Annotated in this window: 15 protein-coding genes; 6 read left to right on the top strand and 9 right to left on the bottom strand. The window is 61.7% G+C overall.

The window, feature by feature from the left end:
* Positions 1 to 47: 47 nt before the first annotated feature.
* From RAN89_RS09255 to polA, 5 genes are all read right to left on the bottom strand, one after another.
* The gene (locus RAN89_RS09255) at positions 48 to 446 is read right to left on the bottom strand and encodes a hypothetical protein (RefSeq protein ID WP_313869286.1); all 399 of its coding nucleotides are present in this window, start codon (positions 444 to 446) and stop codon (positions 48 to 50) included.
* Between the two features lie 14 nt (positions 447 to 460).
* Positions 461 to 1285 carry a ZIP family metal transporter gene (locus RAN89_RS09250; RefSeq protein WP_313869285.1) on the bottom strand — a complete coding sequence of 275 codons (825 nt, stop codon included), beginning with the start codon at positions 1283 to 1285 and terminating at the stop codon, positions 461 to 463.
* Entirely contained in the window at positions 1282 to 2190 is a 909-nt protein-coding gene (locus RAN89_RS09245) for a dienelactone hydrolase family protein (RefSeq protein WP_313869284.1), read from the bottom strand. The genes RAN89_RS09250 and RAN89_RS09245 overlap by 4 nt, the downstream gene beginning before the upstream one ends.
* An 89-nt stretch (positions 2191 to 2279) precedes the next feature.
* Complete coding sequence (locus RAN89_RS09240) at positions 2280 to 4082, bottom strand: methyl-accepting chemotaxis protein (protein ID WP_313869283.1); 1803 nt, start codon at positions 4080 to 4082, stop codon at positions 2280 to 2282.
* 98 nt (positions 4083 to 4180) lie between these two features.
* A complete protein-coding gene (gene polA / locus RAN89_RS09235) occupies positions 4181 to 6976 on the bottom strand; it encodes a DNA polymerase I (RefSeq protein WP_313869282.1) in 2796 nt (931 codons plus the stop codon).
* A gap of 143 nt (positions 6977 to 7119) precedes the next feature.
* On the opposite strand from polA, the gene RAN89_RS09230 reads away from it, so the two are divergent.
* The 3 genes from RAN89_RS09230 to RAN89_RS09220 are packed head-to-tail and all read left to right on the top strand — an operon-like array spanning position 7120 to position 9649.
* On the top strand, positions 7120 to 8115 hold the full coding sequence (locus tag RAN89_RS09230; RefSeq protein ID WP_313869281.1) for a homoserine kinase: 996 nt from the start codon (positions 7120 to 7122) through the stop codon (positions 8113 to 8115).
* On the top strand, positions 8112 to 8891 hold the full coding sequence (locus RAN89_RS09225; RefSeq protein WP_313869280.1) for a BPSS1780 family membrane protein: 780 nt from the start codon (positions 8112 to 8114) through the stop codon (positions 8889 to 8891). The genes RAN89_RS09230 and RAN89_RS09225 overlap by 4 nt, the downstream gene beginning before the upstream one ends.
* Positions 8888 to 9649: a FecR family protein gene (locus RAN89_RS09220; protein WP_313869279.1), complete on the top strand. Its 762-nt coding sequence runs from the start codon at positions 8888 to 8890 to the stop codon at positions 9647 to 9649. The genes RAN89_RS09225 and RAN89_RS09220 overlap by 4 nt, the downstream gene beginning before the upstream one ends.
* A gap of 22 nt (positions 9650 to 9671) precedes the next feature.
* Here the strand turns inward: RAN89_RS09220 and RAN89_RS09215 are convergent, their stop codons facing one another.
* Positions 9672 to 10130: a tetratricopeptide repeat protein gene (locus RAN89_RS09215; protein WP_313869278.1), complete on the bottom strand. Its 459-nt coding sequence runs from the start codon at positions 10128 to 10130 to the stop codon at positions 9672 to 9674.
* 154 nt (positions 10131 to 10284) lie between these two features.
* Between RAN89_RS09215 and RAN89_RS09210 the strand changes: the two genes are divergently transcribed.
* Entirely contained in the window at positions 10285 to 12213 is a 1929-nt protein-coding gene (locus RAN89_RS09210) for a PhoX family protein (RefSeq protein WP_313869277.1), read from the top strand.
* Between the two features lie 125 nt (positions 12214 to 12338).
* Here RAN89_RS09210 and RAN89_RS09205 read toward each other — a convergent pair whose 3' ends face one another.
* Genes RAN89_RS09205 through RAN89_RS09195 form a run of 3 tightly spaced genes read right to left on the bottom strand, consistent with a single transcriptional unit; the run spans position 12339 to position 17151 of the window.
* Positions 12339 to 14315 carry a serine/threonine protein kinase gene (locus RAN89_RS09205; protein WP_313869276.1) on the bottom strand — a complete coding sequence of 659 codons (1977 nt, stop codon included), beginning with the start codon at positions 14313 to 14315 and terminating at the stop codon, positions 12339 to 12341.
* 28 nt (positions 14316 to 14343) lie between these two features.
* Positions 14344 to 14664, bottom strand: a complete 321-nt coding sequence (locus RAN89_RS09200; RefSeq protein ID WP_313869275.1) for an antibiotic biosynthesis monooxygenase family protein — start codon at positions 14662 to 14664, stop codon at positions 14344 to 14346.
* Between the two features lie 27 nt (positions 14665 to 14691).
* Positions 14692 to 17151, bottom strand: a complete 2460-nt coding sequence (locus tag RAN89_RS09195) for a UvrD-helicase domain-containing protein (protein ID WP_313869274.1) — start codon at positions 17149 to 17151, stop codon at positions 14692 to 14694.
* A gap of 326 nt (positions 17152 to 17477) precedes the next feature.
* On the opposite strand from RAN89_RS09195, the gene RAN89_RS09190 reads away from it, so the two are divergent.
* Together RAN89_RS09190 and RAN89_RS09185 are read left to right on the top strand one after the other, a co-directional pair.
* The gene (locus RAN89_RS09190; RefSeq protein WP_087496927.1) at positions 17478 to 18455 is read left to right on the top strand and encodes a GMP reductase; all 978 of its coding nucleotides are present in this window, start codon (positions 17478 to 17480) and stop codon (positions 18453 to 18455) included.
* A 105-nt stretch (positions 18456 to 18560) separates the two neighbouring features.
* On the top strand, positions 18561 to 19430 hold the full coding sequence (locus RAN89_RS09185; protein WP_313869273.1) for an NAD(P)-dependent oxidoreductase: 870 nt from the start codon (positions 18561 to 18563) through the stop codon (positions 19428 to 19430).
* Positions 19431 to 19501: the final 71 nt, after the last annotated feature.

Below are 19501 nucleotides of genomic sequence, written 5' to 3'. Positions count from 1 at the left end.
TAAATCAAACGTTTGATTAAAGTACGATGACAAGCAGGGTTTTCAGCTCAACAAAACAAGGACTCGCGGAAAACGCCCCCTGTCTGCAAATGGCATTCGATCGCTTGCGCCTGCAACACCACCACACCGGATTGCGCGGGCTCAAGCTCCAGGGAAAGTGGCATCTCCCGCCGGGACGGCACAGACATTCGAAGTTGTGGCGATTGACCCTGCACGCGCAAACTGCCAGCCCGCACGCGCCCGAACAAGGTGCTGGTTGCGGCAGGCATGCAGCGCTGGAGCACCAGCTCCACGCCCTGCAAAAAACCGCGAACCGGCGCCTCACCGGGTGCGTGTCGGGCTGCAGCAACGGCTGAAAAGATCACATGAAGATCGTCACCGCGCCACAGGGTTTGGCGGATTTCGGAATCCGCAAACTCCATCTCCAACGCAGCCTGAACGTCCATGGGTCCGGACAAGCCTAGTGAGCGTGCCCGATGCTGCTGACGAGCGCGACCATTCCGATGCCCACACCCAACCAAGCAATTTGTGCCGCAGTTTCCCGTGCGGTGAGCCGTTTTTGGAGCTGGGGAATCAAGTCCGCCAGCGCGACATAAATGAAGCTGCTGGAGGCCACCGCCAGGAAATACGGAAGATAGTCTTGCAGCTGGTCGACCAGCCAGTATCCGGTGATACCGCCCAAAGCGGTCACTGCACCTGCCAGCGTGACCTTGACCAAGGCTGCCCGCTTGTTACTCGAGCCTGCACGCAGGACCATCAGGTCGCCCATGTGGTGCGGCACTTCGTGGGCCAGCACCGCCAATGCGGCAATAGCGCCCAAGCGCAAATCCGCCACAAAGGCCGAGGCAATCAACACACCGTCTCCGAAGCAATGCACGCTGTCGCCGGTAAGCACCGCCCAACTGCCCGCAGGCTTGTCCGCGCCATGGCTGTGCCCGTGATGGTGGCCATGGTGAGCGTGTCCGTGATCGTCATGCGCCTCGTGCCCGTGCGCCGCAGGGCCGTGGTGGTGCTCGTGGCCGTGGTGCCAGAGCTCAGCTTTGTCCAGCAGAAAGAAAAAAACCAGCCCGACCAGCAGCACCAGAAACAAATCATGGGCGCCAGCCTGGCTTTCAAACGCTTCGGGCAGCAAATGCATGAAGGCAGTGGCCAACAAGGCTCCCGCCGCCAGACTCAACATGTGCTGGGTGTAGCGGGCCAAAGCACCGAAACTCAGTGCCGCAGCCAGCCACACGCTCCCTATGCCGGCCACGAGTGTGCCGGCCACTATCGCCAGAAGAATCAAACAACTCCCTTTGCTTTGAACCAGGCCAATGCGCGCTTGAAGCCGTCAGCGGCCTCTTTTTCGCGATAGCTGGGGCGGTAGTCCGCATGGAAGGCGTGGCCTGCATCGGGGTACACCACGAACTGCGACGCCTTGGCAGCCTTGTTGCCTTTTTTGCCGGCTGCAGCCAAGGCCTTCTTCATTTCGTTCACGGTGTCCAAGGGAATGCCGTTGTCTTTGCCGCCATACAAACCCAACACTGGCGCGTTCAAAGAGCCGGCAATATCGACAGGGTTCTTGGGGGTGAGCTCGGAGGGGGTGCCCACCAAACGTCCGTACCATGCCACTCCGGCCTTCACGTCTTTATTGTGCGCAGCGTAGAGCCAGGTGATACGTCCCCCCCAGCAGAAGCCTGTGATCGCCAGCTTCTTGAGGTCGCCACCGTTGTCGGCGGCCCACACCAAGGCGCCATCCAGATCAGCCATGACCTGCTCATCCGGCACCTTGGAGACGACTTCTGCCAGCAACTTGCCGATGTCGGTGTACTTGGAGGCATCACCTTGGCGGGAATACAAGTCAGGAGCAATGGCCAGGTAACCGGCTTTTGCAAAACGGCGGCAAGTGTCAGCGATGTACTCGTGCACGCCGAAGATTTCCTGAACCACCAGGATCACGGGCAGATCAGTGCCGCCAGCGGGTGCTGCGTAGTAGAAAGGAACGGTGTAGCCGTCCACGTCATAAATCTGCTCGCCGGAGATGAGGCCATCGGCGGATGTCTTGATTGCGGTCTGCGCCATGATGGGCATCGCAGTGGCTGCGTAGCCCACGCCGAGTGCGGCCTTCAAGGCGGTGCGGCGTGTGGCACCCGCTTCCGTGCTGCGACCGGGGCGCAGGGAATCCAATTCATTCTTTAAATTTTCCAGCATGCGTGTCTCCATGTTTTAAGAAAACCAATCGCAAGTGTAGGCACTTGCGAGGCAACACGCAGACTACAGGAAATTACCGGCGCCCACTATTAGAACGTTTCCCAATCGTCGTCTCCACCGGCCGGAACTGGGCGGCTGGAGGCTGTGGCGACAGGTTTTTGCAAGCTTGGAGCGGGTGTCGGGGCTGGCTTGGGTGCCGATGGCTTGGGTGCTGCGGATGCTTTCGCAGTCGAGGCGCGTGCCTGCGGGCCGGCAGCCTGACCACTGCGGCGTTCCGGCCCCTTGAAGTTCGGGCTGGGCTTGCCGGAACGCACGGGCACGGATGCCAGAGGGGTGCCATCCTGGTTCGCGGAAACCTTGAAAACAGCCACGGCCTGCTTCATGCGGTCTGCTTGTTCGCGCAGGCTTTCCGCAGCCGCCGCACTTTCTTCCACCAGCGCAGCATTCTGCTGGGTCATTTGGTCAAGATTGCCAATGGCCTGGTTCACGCCGGCGATACCACTGCTCTGCTCGTTGGCGGCCGAGGTGATTTCACCGATCACATCCGCTACGCGGCGAACGGACTGCACGATCTCTTCCATGGTGGAGCCAGCGTCCGTCACGAGCTGGGTGCCGGACTCCACTTTTTCCACTGAGGTGTTAATCAAGGCCTTGATTTCTTTTGCAGCTTCAGCGCTGCGGCCTGCCAGGGAGCGCACTTCAGAGGCCACCACCGCGAAGCCGCGGCCTTGCTCACCCGCGCGGGCCGCTTCCACTGCGGCGTTCAGCGCCAGGATGTTGGTCTGGAAGGCAATGCCGTCAATCACGCTGATGATGTCGGAGATCTTCTTGCTGCTGGCATCAATCTCTTGCATGGTATGCACCACCTGGCTCACCACCTCGCCACCGCGCTGGGCCACGCTGGAGGCACTGGCCGCCAAGCCGCTGGCCTGACGGGCGCTGTCTGTGCTGTGCTGCACCATCTGGGTGATGCCGTCCATGCTGGAGGCCGTGGCCTGCAAGTTGCCGGAGGTTTGTTCGGTGCGCTGCGCCAGGTCGTTGTTGCCGGTGGCAATTTCAGCACTGGCAATCGCAATGCTGTCGGTACCACCACGGATCTCGGAAACCATGCGTCCGAGGGAAATGTTCATCGCTTCCAGCGAATGCAGCAGCTGACCGAATTCGTCAGTGCGGTCGGAATGCACCGAATGCGTCAGATCGCCCTCAGCGATGCGCGCAGCCAAGACATTGGCCATATTCAGTGGCTCGCGGATGGAACGCACCAGCCAGGTCGTGCCCGCGAAGATGGCTGCAACGATCACGGCAAGGCTCACCAGAATGCCGGTCGTATTGGTGGCTCGCTTGGCCTCCATCTCCGCCTGCAGCTTTGCGGTCTGCTCTTTCTGCAGCTCTACAAAACGCATCTGTTCGGCCAGATAGACCTTCAACGCAGGCTCATACTCGGAGGTAAAAACCTGCATGGCCTCAGCGTCCTGGCCCGCCTTTTTGAGATCACGGGCTTTGCCGCGTGAGGACAAGACCAGCTTGCGCGCGTCTGCGACCTTTTTGAGCTGGGCCTTGTCCTCTTCGGTCTGGGCCATGCCTTCAATCTTGCTCTGCAACTCCGTGATCTGGTTGGAGGTGGCCGTGACCACGTCCTTGAATGCGTCGTTCACCGCGTTCCCGGAGCTCAACAGGATGGCCGTGTTACGCGCGGAGTTGGTAGAGGTCAAACCATTCCACTGGGTGGCGATCTGCACCAGTTCCTGTGCAACGTCTTGTTTCTTGTTGCCTTCGTTCAATATCGCAGTGCTGCGCATAAGACCGATCACGGCGACCATGCAAATGGCCACAATGATCAGCATGATGAAGGACCACAACTTGGTCGCAATTTTCATTCCACGGAGTTCCATACGACGTCCTTCATTTAAACAATTAGCTCAATTATCCACAAAAATTTCACATATTCAACAAATATTTTGTAAATGTGTGAGCTTATTCATAGTCGGCTTTAATGAGCTTTATCCCAATTGGGACCTACCCCTACTTCGGCCAACAAAGGCACCTTGAGCTCTGCCACACCGGCCATCAAGCGGGGGATTTCCACCTTGAGCCAATCCACCTCGTTGTCGGGAACCTCAAACACCAATTCATCATGCACCTGCATGATCATCTTGGTGGACTTATTTTGCGCATCCAGCACCTGCTGCACTTTGACCATGCTCAACTTGATCAAATCTGCAGCGGTGCCCTGCATGGGTGCGTTGATAGCCGCACGCTCCAGCCCCGCCAATTGGGCGCCCTTGGCGTTCTTGATACCGGCCAATTGCAGCCGCCGGCCGAACACAGTTTCCACATAGCCTTGGCGCTTGGCCAGTTCCCGGGTGGACTCCATGTAGGCCTTTACACCGGGGTAGCGCTCAAAGTAGCGCTGGATGTAGTTCTTGGCGGCCGTGTTGTCGATACCCAAATTGCGCGCCAAGCCGAAGGCGCTCATGCCGTAGATCAGCCCGAAGTTGATGACTTTGGCATAGCGGCGTTGCTCGCTGCTCACCTGGTCCACCGGCACACCAAACACTTCTGCCGCCGTGGCGCGGTGCACGTCCAGCCCGTCGTGAAAAGCGCGCAAAAGCGCCGGGTCGTCGCTGATGTGCGCCATGATGCGCAGTTCAATCTGGCTGTAATCGGCACTGGCAATCACGCAGCCGGGAGCCGCCACAAAGGCTTCGCGCACGCGGCGGCCTTCAGCGGTACGGATCGGAATGTTTTGCAGGTTGGGGTCGTTGCTGCTCAAGCGCCCGGTCACTGCCACCGCTTGCGCGTAGTGCGTGTGCACACGGCCGGTGCGGGGCAAGGCCAGCTGCGCCAGCTTGTCGGTGTAGGTGCCCTTGAGCTTGGCAAGGCTGCGGTGCTCCAGCAGTTTGGCGGGTAGCGGATAGTCCTCCGCCAGTTTCTCCAGCACTTCTTCATCGGTACTGCGCGCACCGGTGGCGGTTTTCTTCACCACCGGCATGCCCAGCTTGTCGAAGAAGATTTCGCCCAGCTGCTTGGGGCTACTCAGGTTAAAGGGTTGGCCGGCAATTTCATAGGCCTCGGTTTCCAGTTGCAGGATGCGCTGGCCCAGCTCATGGCTTTGCGCTGCCAGCGTGGGCGCGTCGATCAGCACGCCGTTGCGCTCGATGCGGTACAGCGCTTCGCTGCTGGCGATCTCCAGCTCGTAAATGAACTTCAGCTTGTCGTTGGCCTCGATCTGCGGCCAGAGTGCCAGATGCACATCCAGCGTCTGGTCCGAGTCTTCGCAGGCGTATTCGGCGGCTTTGACAATGTCCACCTGGTCAAAGCTGATTTGGTTGGCACCCTTGCCGCACAGGTCTTCAAAGCTGATGCCGCTGCGCCCCAAGTGGCGCTCAGCCAGGCTGGCCAGCCCGTGCTGCTTGTCGGCTTCGAGCACATAGCTTTGCAGCATGGTGTCGTGGACGTAACCCTGCACTTCAATGCCATGGTTGGCAAACACATGGCGGTCGTACTTGATGTGCTGGCCCAGTTTCTTGGCGTCGGAACTCTCCAGCCACGGCTTGAGTTTGGCCAGCACCGCGTCGCGGTCCAACTGCTCGGGCGCGCCGGGATAGCGGTGCGCCACCGGGATGTAGGCGCCTTTGCCCGGCTCGGTGCTGAAGCTGATGCCCACAATCTCGGCACGCATTTCGTCCAGCGAAGTCGTCTCGGTATCCAAGGCCGTGAGAGGAGCCGCCTGGATGCGCGCCATCAGGGCGTCCAGTGCCTCGAAAGAAAAGATGGTTTCGTATTCCACCGTGCTCACGCGCGATGCCGGCGCAGCTGCATCACCGGCAGGCTCGTCAAACAAGCCCGGCTCGGATGTGCGGGCAGAGGGCGCCGCAGCAGTAGCCGCAGTTTCAGCGCCACCTACCGACTTCGCCAGTCCCTTGAAGCCGTATTTCTCATAAAAAGCACGCAGAGCGCCCGTATCCTGTGCGCCAGCAGCTATCGAATCCATAGCAGGCAAGCCATCAACCCAACCCGTGAGGTCGCAGTCGGTCTTGATGGTCAGCAGCGTGCGACCGGTGGGCAACCAGTCCAGCGCTTTGCGCAGGTTCTCGCCCACCACACCGCCGATGCTGGCGGCGTTGTCCACCACGCCTTGCAGCGAGCCGTACTGCTGCAGCCATTTCACCGCTGTTTTGGGGCCGACCTTGGCCACGCCGGGCACGTTGTCCACCGTGTCACCCACCAGGGTCTGGTAGTCCAGCATCAGGCGGGCGGGCACGCCGAACTCGGCCTCGACGCCGGCCAGATCACGGCGCTTGCCGTTCATGGTGTCAATGATGGTGATGTGCTCATTCACCAGCTGCGCCAAATCCTTGTTGCCGCTGCTCACAATCACCTCAATGCCTTGCGAGGCGGCGGTGGCCGCCAGCGTGCCAATCACGTCATCAGCTTCCACACCGGGCACGTCCAGCACCTTCCAGCCCAGCAGGCGCACGATTTCGTGGATGGGCGCGATCTGGCTGCGCAGATCGTCGGGCATCGGGTCGCGGTGGGCTTTGTACTCAGGGTAAATCTCGTCGCGGAAGGTCGGGCCTTTGGCATCAAACACGCAAGCCACATAGTCGGCCGGGTATTCCTTGCGCAGGCTGTTCATCATGTTGATCATGATCCGCACCGCACCGGTTTTCTGGACGGTGCCGTCCGGCAGCGTCACGCTCATGTTGTCCCCGCCGGCAAAAAAGGCGCGATACAAATAGCTGGAGCCATCTACCAGTAGCAGGGTTTTCTTAGATTCGGTCATATGGGATATTGTGCCCCCACGCTCTGCCGCTTCGCGGGTCGCTGCCCCCGAGGGGGCGCATCCGCCTTGGGGCGGCCCGGCGGCGGATGTTGTGCCCCCACGCTCCACCGCTTCGCGGGTCGCGGCCCACCTACAATTACTCCATGGCGGTTTACACAGAGGTCTCGCTCGACGAGGCCAGCACTTTTCTTTCCTCCCTGCAATTGGGCACTCTCCAAACCATGGAGGGCTGCTCCGGTGGCATTGAGAACACCAACTATTTCGTCACCACCGACCAGGCGCCCTATGTGCTGACCCTGTTCGAACGGCTGACAGCGCAGCAGTTGCCGTTTTACCTGCGGCTGATGAAGCACCTGGCGTTCCATGGCATCCCCGTGCCGGACCCGGCCGCCAACCGCGATGGCGATGTGTTGCACAGCCTGAACGGCAAGCCTGCCGCCGTGGTGAACCGACTGAAAGGCAAAAGCGAATTGAGCCCCGGCGTGGAGCACTGTCGCCAAGTCGGCGCCATGCTGGCGCGCATGCACCTGGCCGGCCGGGAATTCGGCATGCAACAGCCCAACCTGCGGGCGCTCCCCTGGTGGAACGAAACCGTGCCCGTCGTGCTCCCCCACCTGGAGGCCCCTCAGGCTGCACTCATCCAGAGCGAGCTGGCCTACCAGAACCATGTCGCCGCTCAAAGTGCATATGCCGCCCTGCCCCGCGGCGCCATCCACGCAGATTTGTTCCGCGACAACGTCATGTTTGAAACCCTGGACGGCGAACCCCGCCTCAGCGGCTTCTTTGACTTTTACTTTGCCGGCACCGACACGTGGTTGTTTGACTTGGCCGTCTGCCTCAACGACTGGTGCATAGACCTGCCCACCGGCCGCGCGGATCTGGAACGCAGCCGCGCCTTCGTGCAAGCGTATGAGAGTGTGCGCCCTTTGACGGCCCAAGAGCGGGAACTGTTGCCTGCCATGCTGCGGGCCGGAGCTTTGCGTTTCTGGCTCTCCCGCTTGTGGGACTGGTACCTGCCGCGGGAAGCCTCCATGCTCAAACCCCACGATCCCACGCACTTTGAACGGGTGCTCCAGCAGCGCATCGCGCATCCGCTCACACTGGACACCCTGATGAACCCGGAAACCCAGACCGCATGAAACTCCAGATCGTTCCCGCCCGCCAGGGTGTTGTGTGGTTTCAGCAAGGTGTGCGCACCTTCATGAAACAGCCACTGGCATTCACAGGCCTGTTTTTCATGTTCATGGCCGCCATTTCGCTGCTCAGCCTGCTGCCGGTGATCGGCACGCCGATTGCGCTGGCCCTGCTGCCGGCCGCCACTCTGGGCCTGATGGCCGCGACAGAGATTGCAGACAAGGGCCAGTTCCCCATGCCGCAAGTGCTCATTGCGGGTTTCCGCGCGGGCAAAGAACGGCTGCAGTCCATGGTGGTGCTCGGTGTGCTGTATGCGGTGGGCTTCATTTTGCTCATGGGCATCTCTGCCACGATTGATGGCGGCCAGTTTGCCCGCGTGTATTTGATGGGGGGCGAGCTGTCGCCCGAAGTGGTGCTGCAAGGTGACTTCCAGACCGCGGCACTGGTGGCCATGGTGCTCTACCTGCCGCTCTCACTGCTGTTCTGGCATGCCCCCGCACTCGTGCACTGGCATGGCATCAGCCCGGTCAAGAGCCTGTTCTTCAGCGCGGTGGCCTGCCTGCGCAACTTCTGGGCCTTCACCGTGTTTGGCATGGTGTGGATGGCCGCTTTCCTGGGCGTAGCCACCGGGGTTGCCATTGTGGTCAGTGTGCTGGGTAATGTGGAGTTGATCAACGCCATCCTTTTCCCGTTGGGTCTGGCCATGGCCGCCATGTTTTTCACGTCGTTCTATTTCACTTACCGGGACTGTTTTGACACGCCCACAGAGGAAACACCATGACACAGCACACCCTCCAAGGCCGCAGTGATGCGGAAGTCACCTGGTTCCAGCGCCGCAGCTTTTTGCAGGCCGCTGCCGCCTGGACTGCCATGGGGGGCGCTGCGGCAGCCCACGCGCAAAGCCGCAGCAACATCGTCCAACTGGTAGGCGACGCCTTGCTGAACGGCAGCCGTCTGCGGCCGGAGCAAGCGATCCAGAGTGGTGACCAGATCACCACCGGGCCCGCATCGAACCTGATTTTTGTTATCGGCAACTCCTCCTTCCATGTGCGCCAAAACAGCACACTCACCGTGGAACGCGGGGCCACTTTGAGTACGGTGGGCATGTTGCGCCTGCTCACGGGTGCTGTGATCAGCGTGTGGGGCAAAGGGAATGCGCGCAGCATCGTGACTCCTACTGTCACTGCGGGTATCCGTGGCACCGGCGTGTACACCGAAGTGTTTGCCGACCAGGACAACCGAAGCTATTTTTGCAATTGCTACGGCACCGTAGACATGGCTGCGGGCCGGGACCGGCTGGTCAGCCGCTCGGACTACCACCAGGCTTTCTGGGGCGAAGTGCAGCCCAAAGACGGACGTTTGCTCACACCCGCCAAAGCCATCAACCACACCGACGAAGAGCTGGAATACCTTGCCAAACTGGTGGACCAGCAAACCGCCTGGCAGCGCCTGGGCAAAAAAGGCGTGAAGGACGGCAAGGGCTATATGGACGACAAGTCCGGCCAGATGCATCCGGCCGCGGTCAACCCCGGGGTCTGAGCGCGCCCTTCAGCCTGCCCGATCAGGGGTTGGCTTTGCGGTAAGCGGCCAAGGCCTTGGCAAGGTCCTGGTATTCCTCGCACTGGCGGTTGCCGCAGATTTTTTCCAAACTCGCCAGATGCTGCTCCGCCAGCTCGGGCTGGCGGTCCATGAGATACGCCTCACCGATGTATTCGTGCGCCCCTTTGTGCTGGGGATTGAGCTTGAGTGCCGTCTTGTAGTGCTCAAACGCTTGCGCAAGGTCTGGCTTGTCTTGCTTGCGGAAAGTGTATGCCAGCAGATTGTGGGCATCGGCATTGCCAGGCTCATCGCGCAGCACCAGCTTCAGGTCATATTGAGCCCGGCTCCAGCCTTTGCGGGCAATGGCTTCCCGGGCCGTGGCCATGCGTTCGCTCACGGTGGGCGCCGTGATGGTCGGGGTATCGGCGGCATACAACGGGGCAGCAAGGCTCAGGGCCAGAACCAACAAGACTGTTTTCATCAAGGTCTCCTTCAAGAGTGAAGGCAGATTACCGGATTCCTGCCAACGTTGCCGGTCAAGGGATTGTCACCCTACTGTCACATCCAACAGATACAAACCTGCCTGCAACCTGCCGCCCGGCAGAGCCGTTTTCTCCATTTACTGAGCAAGCACCATGGCAAAAGATTTTTCCTTGATGGAAGACAGCAACCGCTCTTCCAACCCCAGCATTCACGACGTGTCTGACCCCGCACGCCGCACCATCTTGCGCGGTGGTTTGGGCGCTTTGGCAGGCAGCTTCTTCGCGCCCTTGAGCGCCATTGGCGGTGCTGCAGCATTGACCGGCTGCGCAACCACCGGCATGGCCGGCGGCGCATTGCTGGGCTTCAAAAGCGTGGCCGTGTCTACCGCCGACACCGTCTCCGTTCCTGAAGGCTACACCGTACAAGTGATTGCGCCTTGGGGTGACCCTGTGGGCCTGTCCGGCGAAAACACTGCGTTCAAGGACGACGCCAGCAACACTGCTGCCCAGCAGGAAACCCAGTTCGGCATGCACCACGACGGCATCCACTACTTCGCACAGGAAGGCTCCAAGAGCGGCCTGCTGGCCATGAACCACGAATATGTGGACAACGGCCTGCTGTTCACCGACGGCACCGACAACTGGAGCCTGGAGAAAGTGCGCAAGTCCCAAGCGGCCCATGGCGTGTCGATTTTTGAAGTGGAAGAAAAAGGCGGCAAGTGGGAAGTGGTCAAGCCCTCTCCCTGGGCACGCCGCATCACCGCCAACACCCGCATGGAACTCAGCGGCCCCGCGGCCGGTCACGCCATGCTCAAGACAGCGGCAGACCCCTCCGGCCGTGTGGTACTGGGTACCGTCAACAACTGCGCCAGCGGCATCACGCCCTGGGGCACCTACCTCACTTCTGAAGAAAACTTCATCAACTACTTCAGCGGCGGCGACACACCCAACGACCACGAAAAGCGCTGGGGTTTGAAGAAGGGCGGCGCGGGCTATCGCTGGCACGAACATGACGCCCGTTTCGATGCCACCAAGAACCCCAACGAACCCAACCGCTTCGGCTGGATCGTGGAAATCGACCCCTACAACCCCAGCTCCACCCCCATGAAGCGCACGGCCATGGGCCGCGCAGCCCACGAAGGCGCCACCGTGGCGGTCACCAAGGACAACCGAGCCGTCGTGTACATGGGTGAAGACTCCCGCTTTGAGTACATCTACAAGTTCGTCAGCCGCGACGCCATCAAGCCCGGCGGCGCTGCTGCCAACGCCACCCTGCTCGACCACGGCACCTTATACGTAGCCAAGTTCAATGCAGACGGACGGGGCCAGTGGATTGCTTTGACCCATGGCCAAGGCCCGCTGACAGCCGCCAACGGCTTTGCCGACCAGGGCGAAGTGCTGATCAAGGCACGCCAGGCCAGCGACCTGTTGGGCGCCACCAAGATGGATCGCCCCGAGTGGATCGCTGTGGACAAGCAGGGCTGGGTCTACACCACGCTGACCAACAACAGCAACCGCGGCGCTGACAAACAGCCCGGCGTGGACGCTGCCAACCCCCGCGTGAATAACACCCAGGGCAACATCATCCGCTGGAAGGAAGACGGCGACCACAGCGGCACCACCTTCGCCTGGAACCACTTCATCATGGCAGGCAACCCATCCTTGGAGCGCGCAGATGCCAAGGGCAACATCAAGGGCGACATGTTCTCCTGCCCGGATGGCTTGTGGGTCGATGGCCGCGGCGTGCTGTGGATCCAGTGCGATATGTCCACCTCCGCCATGGGCAAGGGTGACTTGAAGAACTTCGGCAACAACATGATGCTGGCCGCCGACGTGCGCACTGGCGAAGCCCGCCGCTTCCTGGTGGGACCTGCCGGTTGCGAAATCACCGGCGCGACCGGCACACCAGACGGCAAGACCATGTTCGTCAACATTCAGCACCCCGGTGAGCCAGCCAACGAAGTGAGCGACCCCAAGAACCCGCGCGCCGTGTCCAACTGGCCCGAGAAAAAGGCCAACGGACGCCCACGCTCTGCCACCGTAGTGATCCGCAAGGCGGACGGCGGCGTGATCGGTACCTGATCGTCAACGGTTCCAAGGGAGCCTGAGCTAGCGGACTGCGGCAACGCAGTCCGCTATATTTTTGATAGCTGCTCGCGCACATTCCACAGGCGCCAGAGGCATATTTCGCCTCATACCGGAAGAACTCAAGTCCCTGCAGGCTTGATCTTCAGGCAGCTGTTCTCGCCAATGCGTGGGGCGCCCACCTTGGCGCGTGCTTCGTCAGTCAGTTCGCAAGCGACCAACATGCCGTAATACATGCGGCGCCAGTACACATCGTCGCCCGGCGCATCTTTTTGCAGGTTGGAAATGAAGATGGTTTCCACCTGCCGCAGCACGTCTTTGCGCTGGGCGGAAGTCCAGTCATTGCGCAAAGGCTGCTCCAGAAACAGGCGCTCCAACTCGGGCACATCGCGGCTGTGGCCCCACAAGGTCGGGGTGGAGGCGAGCACGACTTTTTCGTTCAGCACCACACGGATCAGCATGGCGCGGTACAGGCACTCCCGCGAATTGCGATGGAAAGAATCAGCGCTGGCTTTGAGCGTGACGAGCTGATTCGCAATGGTCGAGGGTGACATGTACTTCACCGCGTGCACGCGTTGTTCCAACTGAGCCACCGTCATGCGGATCAGGGGGCTGTCGTCATACACGCTCAACTGCGTGCACTCGGGCATCTCGCCCTCTGCTGCGGGTGTTGTGGCGGATTTGACGGGCGGCACAGCGGCCCCTTTGTCGGGAGCAGGGGCCGCAGACTGCGCAGGAATTTGCAAGGTCACCGGCGGAGCCGTATTGGCCGCCGGTGCCGTGGCGCTGCCCTTGGGTGGCGAAACGGGCGCGGAGGCGGGGGCTGAACCGGCAGCCGATACCTGCACGGCGGGCCGGGTGGCCGCAGGCACTGCATCCGGCGGCTCTGGTACCGGTCGGGTCACGGTGGGCGTACTGGCAGCCAAACCGGGTGGCAGGGCCATGCCGCCATCCGGCAGGCGCTGCCCGTTGGCAGGCATCGCAGACTTGCGCTGATCCAAAGCCACCCACAAGGCAGCCCCTGCCAACGCAAGCGCCAGCCCTCCCACCGCCATGGCAACCCATGCGCTGGCACGGATTTGCAAAAAGGTTTTGCGGCCGGGCCGGGGCAGTTGCACCGGGTCGCGCTGCGAGGCACCTCCGGGGGGGCCGCCGTTCAGGCCGCCCGACAGCGAAGGGTTGGCGCGGGCGCGTCGCACCACCGGCACGGGCACACCCCACCACTGCGGCACTTGCAAGGCTTTGATCGCTTCCACCAAGGCTTGCGCGCTCGCAAAACGCTGTACAGGCTCCTTGGCACAGGCCTGCGCGATGACGGCGTCCAGCGCCGGGTAATCGCGCAGGGGCTGCACCTCCACCACGGCCGGCACCGGGTCGTTGAGTTGGGCCCACATGAGCTGCGAGGTGGTCTCGCGGGTAAAGGCTTCGCGGCCGGTGACAGCCTCAAACAGCACCAGCCCCAGTGCATAGATGTCGGTGCGCGCATCGATGGTGCCGGCAGCAATCTGCTCCGGCGCCATGTAGCGCGGCGTGCCGGCCACGCCACCGTCGATGGTGAGCTTGGTGCCCACCTCGTCCACCAACCGCGCGATGCCGAAGTCCAGTACCTTCACATGCAGGCCCGCCAGGTCGCGCCGCACCCGGATGTTCTCCGGCTTGATGTCGCGATGCACCACGCCCTTGGCATGGGCGAAGGCCAGCACTTCGGCCACCTTGCAGGTCAAGGCAGTAGCGTCTTCAAACGACAGCGCACCCTCGCGGTCCAGCAGGGCCGAGAGGTCTTCACCCTCCACATACTCAAAGGCCAGATACAGCTGCCCGTCGCTGTCCACACCCGAGTCCAGCAATTGGGCGGCACCGGGGTGGCGCACCTCCAGGCTAAGGGCCGCTTCGCGCTCAAAGCGGCGGCGCAATTGGGCATCGTCGGACAGATGGGCCGGCAAAAACTTGAGGGCGACCTGGTTGCCCACGCCGATCTGCTTGGCAAGGTACACCGCGCCCATGCCGCCGCTGCCGATTTTGCGCAGCACCTGGTAGCGGCCCGCCACCACCTGCAGAGAGGGGCGGGACGAAGCGGCAGCGCCTGCGGAGTCAGTCATGGGGTTCGGTCAGCGTGGGCAAGCGCTCTCAGAGCGCGTAGTCCCGCTCGACTTTAGCAATGCGGGTCTTGAAGGCCGCGTACCATTTTTCGTGGCCCAGCTGCTGGGCGACCTGGTGCTCGGCATTCGCCTTCCAGGCACGGATGGACTCCAGGTCTTTCCAGTACGACACGGTGATGCCCAGCCCGTCGCGCGCGGACTCTACGCCCAGAAAACCGGGCTGCTGCGCGGCGAGTGCCACCATCTTTTCGGCCATCTCGCCATAGCCCTCATCGACGGCGGTGCGCAGGCTGGTGAAGATGACGGCGTAGTACGGCGCCGGTGGGGTGTTCGCAATGTCCAGGCTCATAGCGGTCTCCAGAAAATCAACGCAGGTTCAGGGCACCGGCGTGAGTTTGGCCACGCTCAGGGCGAGCCACTTGGTGCCGTGGCGGGGGAAGTTGATCTGGGCACGCGCATCGTCGCCCGCGCCTTCCAGCGTGAGCACGGTGCCCTCGCCGAACTTGGCGTGGAACACCTTTTGCCCCTTGCGCAGGCCGGTGGGCTCCTCTTTGCGCACCACTTCCTTCTGCGGGGCGGAATACGCGCCAAATGTGCCTCCGGCGCCCGTGGAATATGCGCGAGCAGCTCCTGAATTCGTAGCATAGCCACTACCACCCCAGCTGTTGCCGGAGCCGCCATAGCCTCCGCCACCAAAACCGCCGCCCATGCCACCACCCATACCGGCACCTGAGGGCATGGCCTGCTGCTTGGGTGTGAGGTACTTCAGGCATTCCTCCGGCAGCTCGTCGAAGAAGCGGCTCTTGAGGTTGTAGCGCGTCTGCCCGTGCAGCATGCGCGTCTGCGAATGGCTCAGGTACAGGCGCTTGCGCGCGCGGGTGATGGCCACGTAGGCCAGGCGGCGCTCTTCCTCCAGACCGTCGTGGTCGCTCATGGAGTTCTCGTGGGGGAACAAGCCCTCTTCCATGCCGGTGATGAACACGCAGTCAAATTCCAGACCCTTGCTGGAGTGCACGGTCATGAGCTGGATGGCGTCCTGCCCGGCGGCGGCCATGTTGTCGCCCGCTTCGAGCGCGGCGTGGGTCAAGAAGGCTTGCAAGGGCGAGAGGGTTTCGCCGGTGTCGCCGAATTCATCCGGTGCAGTTTCCAGCGCATTGCCGCTCAAGCCTTGGCTGGCAGGGCTCTGGCTCAACAAAGCTTCGGGGCTGCTGACCAGCGGCGCCATGCCGGGGGCTTCGCGGCCGAAGCCTTCTTGCATCACAAAGCTCTCGGCGGCGTTGACCAGTTCGTCCAAGTTCTCAACGCGGTCTTCGCCCTCGCGCTCGTTGCGGTAGTGCTCCAGCAGGCCGCTGTGCTCCAGCATGAGCTTGATGATGTCTTTGAGGTTCAGGTCGGCGGTCTGCTCGCGCATGACGTCGAGCTTGGCCACAAAGCCGGCGATCACGGCGCCGGGGCGGCCAGTGAGTGTGCTCACGGCATCGTGCAGCGAGCAGCCGGTGGCCCGGGCCAGGTCTTGCAACTGCTCGATGCTGCGCGCACCGATGCCGCGCGCCGGGAAGTTCACGACCCGCAGAAAGCTGGTGTCGTCGTTGGGGTTCTCCAAGAGGCGCAGGTACGCCAGCGCGTGCTTAATTTCAGCGCGCTCAAAAAAGCGCAGGCCGCCATACACGCGGTAGGGAATGCCTGCATTGAACAGCCCGGTTTCAATCACGCGGCTTTGCGCGTTGCTGCGATAGAGCACGGCAATCTCCGAGCGCGGCACATCGTCGCGGATGAGCTGCTTCATCTCGTCCACCATCCATTGCGCTTCGGCAAAGTCGCTGGGCGCCTCATACACCCGCACCGGCTCGCCCGCGCCCTGGTCGGTGCGCAGGTTTTTGCCAAGGCGGCGGCTGTTGTGGCTGATGAGCGCGTTGGCGCTGTCCAGGATGTTGCTGTAGCTGCGGTAGTTCTGCTCCAGCTTGATCTGCTGGCGCACCGCGAACTCGCGCACAAAGTCGGTCATATTGCCGACGCGCGCGCCGCGGAAGGCGTAAATGCTCTGATCGTCATCGCCCACCGCCAGCACCGAGCCACCGCTCCCGTCACTGCCACCCTGCCCCACGCCAGCGATCATCTTGATCCAGGCGTATTGCAGCTTGTTGGTGTCTTGGAACTCATCAATCAGGATGTGGCGGAAGCGCCGCTGGTAGTGCTCGCGGATGGGCGCGTTGTCGCGCAGCAGCTCGTAAGAGCGCAGCATCAGCTCGCCAAAGTCCACCACGCCTTCGCGCTGGCACTGGTCTTCGTAGAGCTGGTAAATCTCAATCTTTTTGCGCGTGTCCGGGTCGCTGGCCACCACGTCCTTGGGTCGCAGACCTTCTTCCTTGCAGTTGCCGATGAACCAGGCCATCTGCTTGGGAGGAAAGCGCTCGTCGTCGATCTTGTACTGCTTGCACAAGCGCTTGATGGCGGAGAGCTGATCTTGCGTGTCCAGAATCTGAAAGGCCTGTGGCAATCCTGCGTTCTTGTAATGCGCGCGCAGGAAGCGGTTGCACAGGCCGTGGAAGGTGCCTATCCACATGCCGCGCACATTCACCGGCAACATGGCACTGAGCCGCGTCATCATTTCCTTGGCGGCCTTGTTGGTGAAGGTCACCGCCAAGATGCCGCCGGGTGACACGTAGCCGTTCTGCAATAGCCACGCGATGCGCGTGGTGAGCACCCTCGTTTTGCCGGAACCCGCCCCCGCCAGAATGAGCGCGTGCTCGGCGGGCAGCGTCACAGCGGCCAGCTGCTCGGGGTTCAGGTTGTGTAACAGGAGGGGAGTGGAGCCAGCGGCGGCAAAAGAATGCATGCGCCGATTGTAGAAAGGCTGGGAGGAGCAAAGTGCCTGTGTGTTTTGCGGAGGTCAAGGAGGAGCCTGCGCAGCGGGCGGGGGACACGCAGCAAAATACACAGGCACTTCGCTCCGGCGTCATCAAAACCTGCGCCCGAGGCGTACACGATTCCCGTGTGCGCCACGTTTTGGCAGCCATAAGCAAATTCATATACCGCATCGGCCGCGACCTTTCTACAATCAAGCACCGGGCCCAAGCAATTGGCACCCGGTTTTTTTATGGCCGGTGCCAGTCCAAGTGCTCAGTGTTTTGGTTTGAAACTTTGGATAGGAGCTTGGGAACCATGGAAATTTTTGACTACGACAACATCCTCTTGCTGCCCCGCAAATGCCGGGTGGAGAGCCGTTCTGAATGCGATGCCGGCGTGGAGCTGGGCAGCCGCAAATTCCGCCTTCCGGTCGTGCCTGCCAACATGAAAACCGTGGTGGACGAGTCCATCTGCGAATGGCTGGCGCGCAATGGCTACTTTTACGTGATGCACCGCTTTGATCTGGACAACGTGAAGTTCGTCCAGGAGATGCACGCCAAGGACCTGTTTGCCTCCATCTCGCTGGGCGTGAAGAAGCCGGACTACGCCACGGTGGACCAGCTGGTGGCGCTGGGCCTGACGCCCGAGTACATCACTATCGACATCGCCCACGGCCATGCCGACAGCGTGCGCGACATGATCATTTACCTCAAGAAACACCTGCCCGGCAGCTTTGTGATCGCCGGCAACGTGGCCACACCTGAGGCGGTGATCGACCTGGAAAACTGGGGCGCGGATGCCACCAAGGTCGGTGTGGGCCCCGGCAAAGTGTGTATCACCAAGCTCAAAACGGGCTTTGGCACCGGCGGCTGGCAGCTCAGCGCGCTCAAATGGTGTGCCCGTGTGGCCACCAAGCCCATCATTGCCGACGGCGGCATCCGCAGCCATGGTGACATTGCCAAGAGCATCCGCTTCGGCGCCAGCATGGTCATGATCGGTTCCCTGTTTGCGGGCCACGAAGAGTCCCCCGGCAAAACGGTGGAGGTCGATGGTGCCATGTTCAAGGAGTACTACGGCTCGGCCAGCGACTTCAACAAGGGCGAATACAAGCACGTCGAAGGCAAGCGCATCCTTGAGCCAATCAAAGGCAAGCTGGCCGACACGCTGATTGAAATGGAGCAGGACGTGCAAAGCTCCATCAGCTATGCCGGTGGCAAGAAACTCATGGACATCCGCAAGGTGAACTATGTGACCCTGGGCGGCGACAACGCGGGCGAACACCTGCTGATGTAAGCCCCTGCGGTGAAGGCTGTCAGCACCTCGACAGCCTTCACGGTACAAACCCTCTCCCCCCTCACGGGGCGGCGCTATTCTCAGGTGCAGGAGCACACTGACACCATGAAAATAGCACTTCTCGGCATCGGTCTCATGGGGTTCCCCATGGGACGCCGCCTTTGTGAAGCCGGCCATACCGTCCACGTCTGGAACCGCACCCCCGCCAAAGCGGAACGCCTCATCGCCTTCGGCGCCATCGTTCACCCCACAGCCGCCCATGCCGTCGCTGAGGCAGACATGGTCATCACCATGCTGGACCACGGCGGCATCGTCAGCCATGTGCTGTTTGAATTAGGCGCGGCAGACGCCATAAAACAGGGCACGCTGCTGGTGGACATGTCGTCCATCAAACCCGTAGAAGCCCGCGACCATGCCGCCCGCCTGAGCGAGCGCGGTGTGGACTATCTGGATGCACCTGTCTCCGGCGGCACGCTGGGGGCCGAGCAAGGTACGCTGGCCATCATGGCGGGTGGAAAGGCCGCCAACTTCGAGCGCGCCATGCCGGTGCTCAAAATCTTCGGCCGCCCCACCCATGTGGGGCCCATCGGCTCCGGCCAACTCACCAAGCTGGCCAACCAGATGATCGTGGGCGCCACCATCGGCATCGTGGCAGAAGCCCTGCTGCTCTGTGAACGCGGCGGCGCGAATATGGGCAAGGTGAAAGAAGCCATCACCGGCGGCTTTGCAGACAGTCGCATCCTGCAGGTCCACGGCCAGCGCATGGTAGATCGCGACTTTGCACCCCGCGCCCGCATGACGGTGCAAATCAAGGACTTGCGTAACGCCTTGGCCACGGCCTCTGAGGTGGGCTTTGATGCGCCGATTACTACGTTGTTTGAAAAACTGTATTCCGAAGGCATCGAGCACGGCCTGTCCGACCTGGACCACGCGGGGCTGTTTGTGGAACTGGCCAGCCGCAACGGTATGTCCTGACACAGCACCATCACCGGTCTGCACAACGCAAAGTGCCGACGTAAAAAAGCCCCGCCGGCTCGCGCCGCGGG

The sequence above is a fragment of the Rhodoferax mekongensis genome, assembly GCF_032191775.1.
GTDB lineage: Bacteria > Pseudomonadota > Gammaproteobacteria > Burkholderiales > Burkholderiaceae_C > Allorhodoferax > Allorhodoferax mekongensis.
This window is presented reverse-complemented; position numbering and strand designations above follow the sequence as displayed.

What these genes read in the sequence shown, in the direction of transcription:
- RAN89_RS09255 (WP_313869286.1), bottom strand. Translation starts at nt 446, where the DNA reads ATGGACGTTCAGGCTGCGTTGGAGATGGAGTTTGCGGATTCCGAAATC.
- RAN89_RS09245 (WP_313869284.1), bottom strand. Translation starts at nt 2,190, where the DNA reads ATGCTGGAAAATTTAAAGAATGAATTGGATTCCCTGCGCCCCGGTCGC.
- RAN89_RS09240 (WP_313869283.1), bottom strand. Translation starts at nt 4,082, where the DNA reads ATGGAACTCCGTGGAATGAAAATTGCGACCAAGTTGTGGTCCTTCATC.
- polA (WP_313869282.1), bottom strand. Translation starts at nt 6,976, where the DNA reads ATGACCGAATCTAAGAAAACCCTGCTACTGGTAGATGGCTCCAGCTAT.
- RAN89_RS09230 (WP_313869281.1), top strand. Translation starts at nt 7,120, where the DNA reads ATGGCGGTTTACACAGAGGTCTCGCTCGACGAGGCCAGCACTTTTCTT.
- RAN89_RS09225 (WP_313869280.1), top strand. Translation starts at nt 8,112, where the DNA reads ATGAAACTCCAGATCGTTCCCGCCCGCCAGGGTGTTGTGTGGTTTCAG.
- RAN89_RS09220 (WP_313869279.1), top strand. Translation starts at nt 8,888, where the DNA reads ATGACACAGCACACCCTCCAAGGCCGCAGTGATGCGGAAGTCACCTGG.
- RAN89_RS09215 (WP_313869278.1), bottom strand. Translation starts at nt 10,130, where the DNA reads ATGAAAACAGTCTTGTTGGTTCTGGCCCTGAGCCTTGCTGCCCCGTTG.
- RAN89_RS09210 (WP_313869277.1), top strand. Translation starts at nt 10,285, where the DNA reads ATGGCAAAAGATTTTTCCTTGATGGAAGACAGCAACCGCTCTTCCAAC.
- RAN89_RS09205 (WP_313869276.1), bottom strand. Translation starts at nt 14,315, where the DNA reads ATGACTGACTCCGCAGGCGCTGCCGCTTCGTCCCGCCCCTCTCTGCAG.
- RAN89_RS09200 (WP_313869275.1), bottom strand. Translation starts at nt 14,664, where the DNA reads ATGAGCCTGGACATTGCGAACACCCCACCGGCGCCGTACTACGCCGTC.
- RAN89_RS09195 (WP_313869274.1), bottom strand. Translation starts at nt 17,151, where the DNA reads ATGCATTCTTTTGCCGCCGCTGGCTCCACTCCCCTCCTGTTACACAAC.
- RAN89_RS09190 (WP_087496927.1), top strand. Translation starts at nt 17,478, where the DNA reads ATGGAAATTTTTGACTACGACAACATCCTCTTGCTGCCCCGCAAATGC.
- RAN89_RS09185 (WP_313869273.1), top strand. Translation starts at nt 18,561, where the DNA reads ATGAAAATAGCACTTCTCGGCATCGGTCTCATGGGGTTCCCCATGGGA.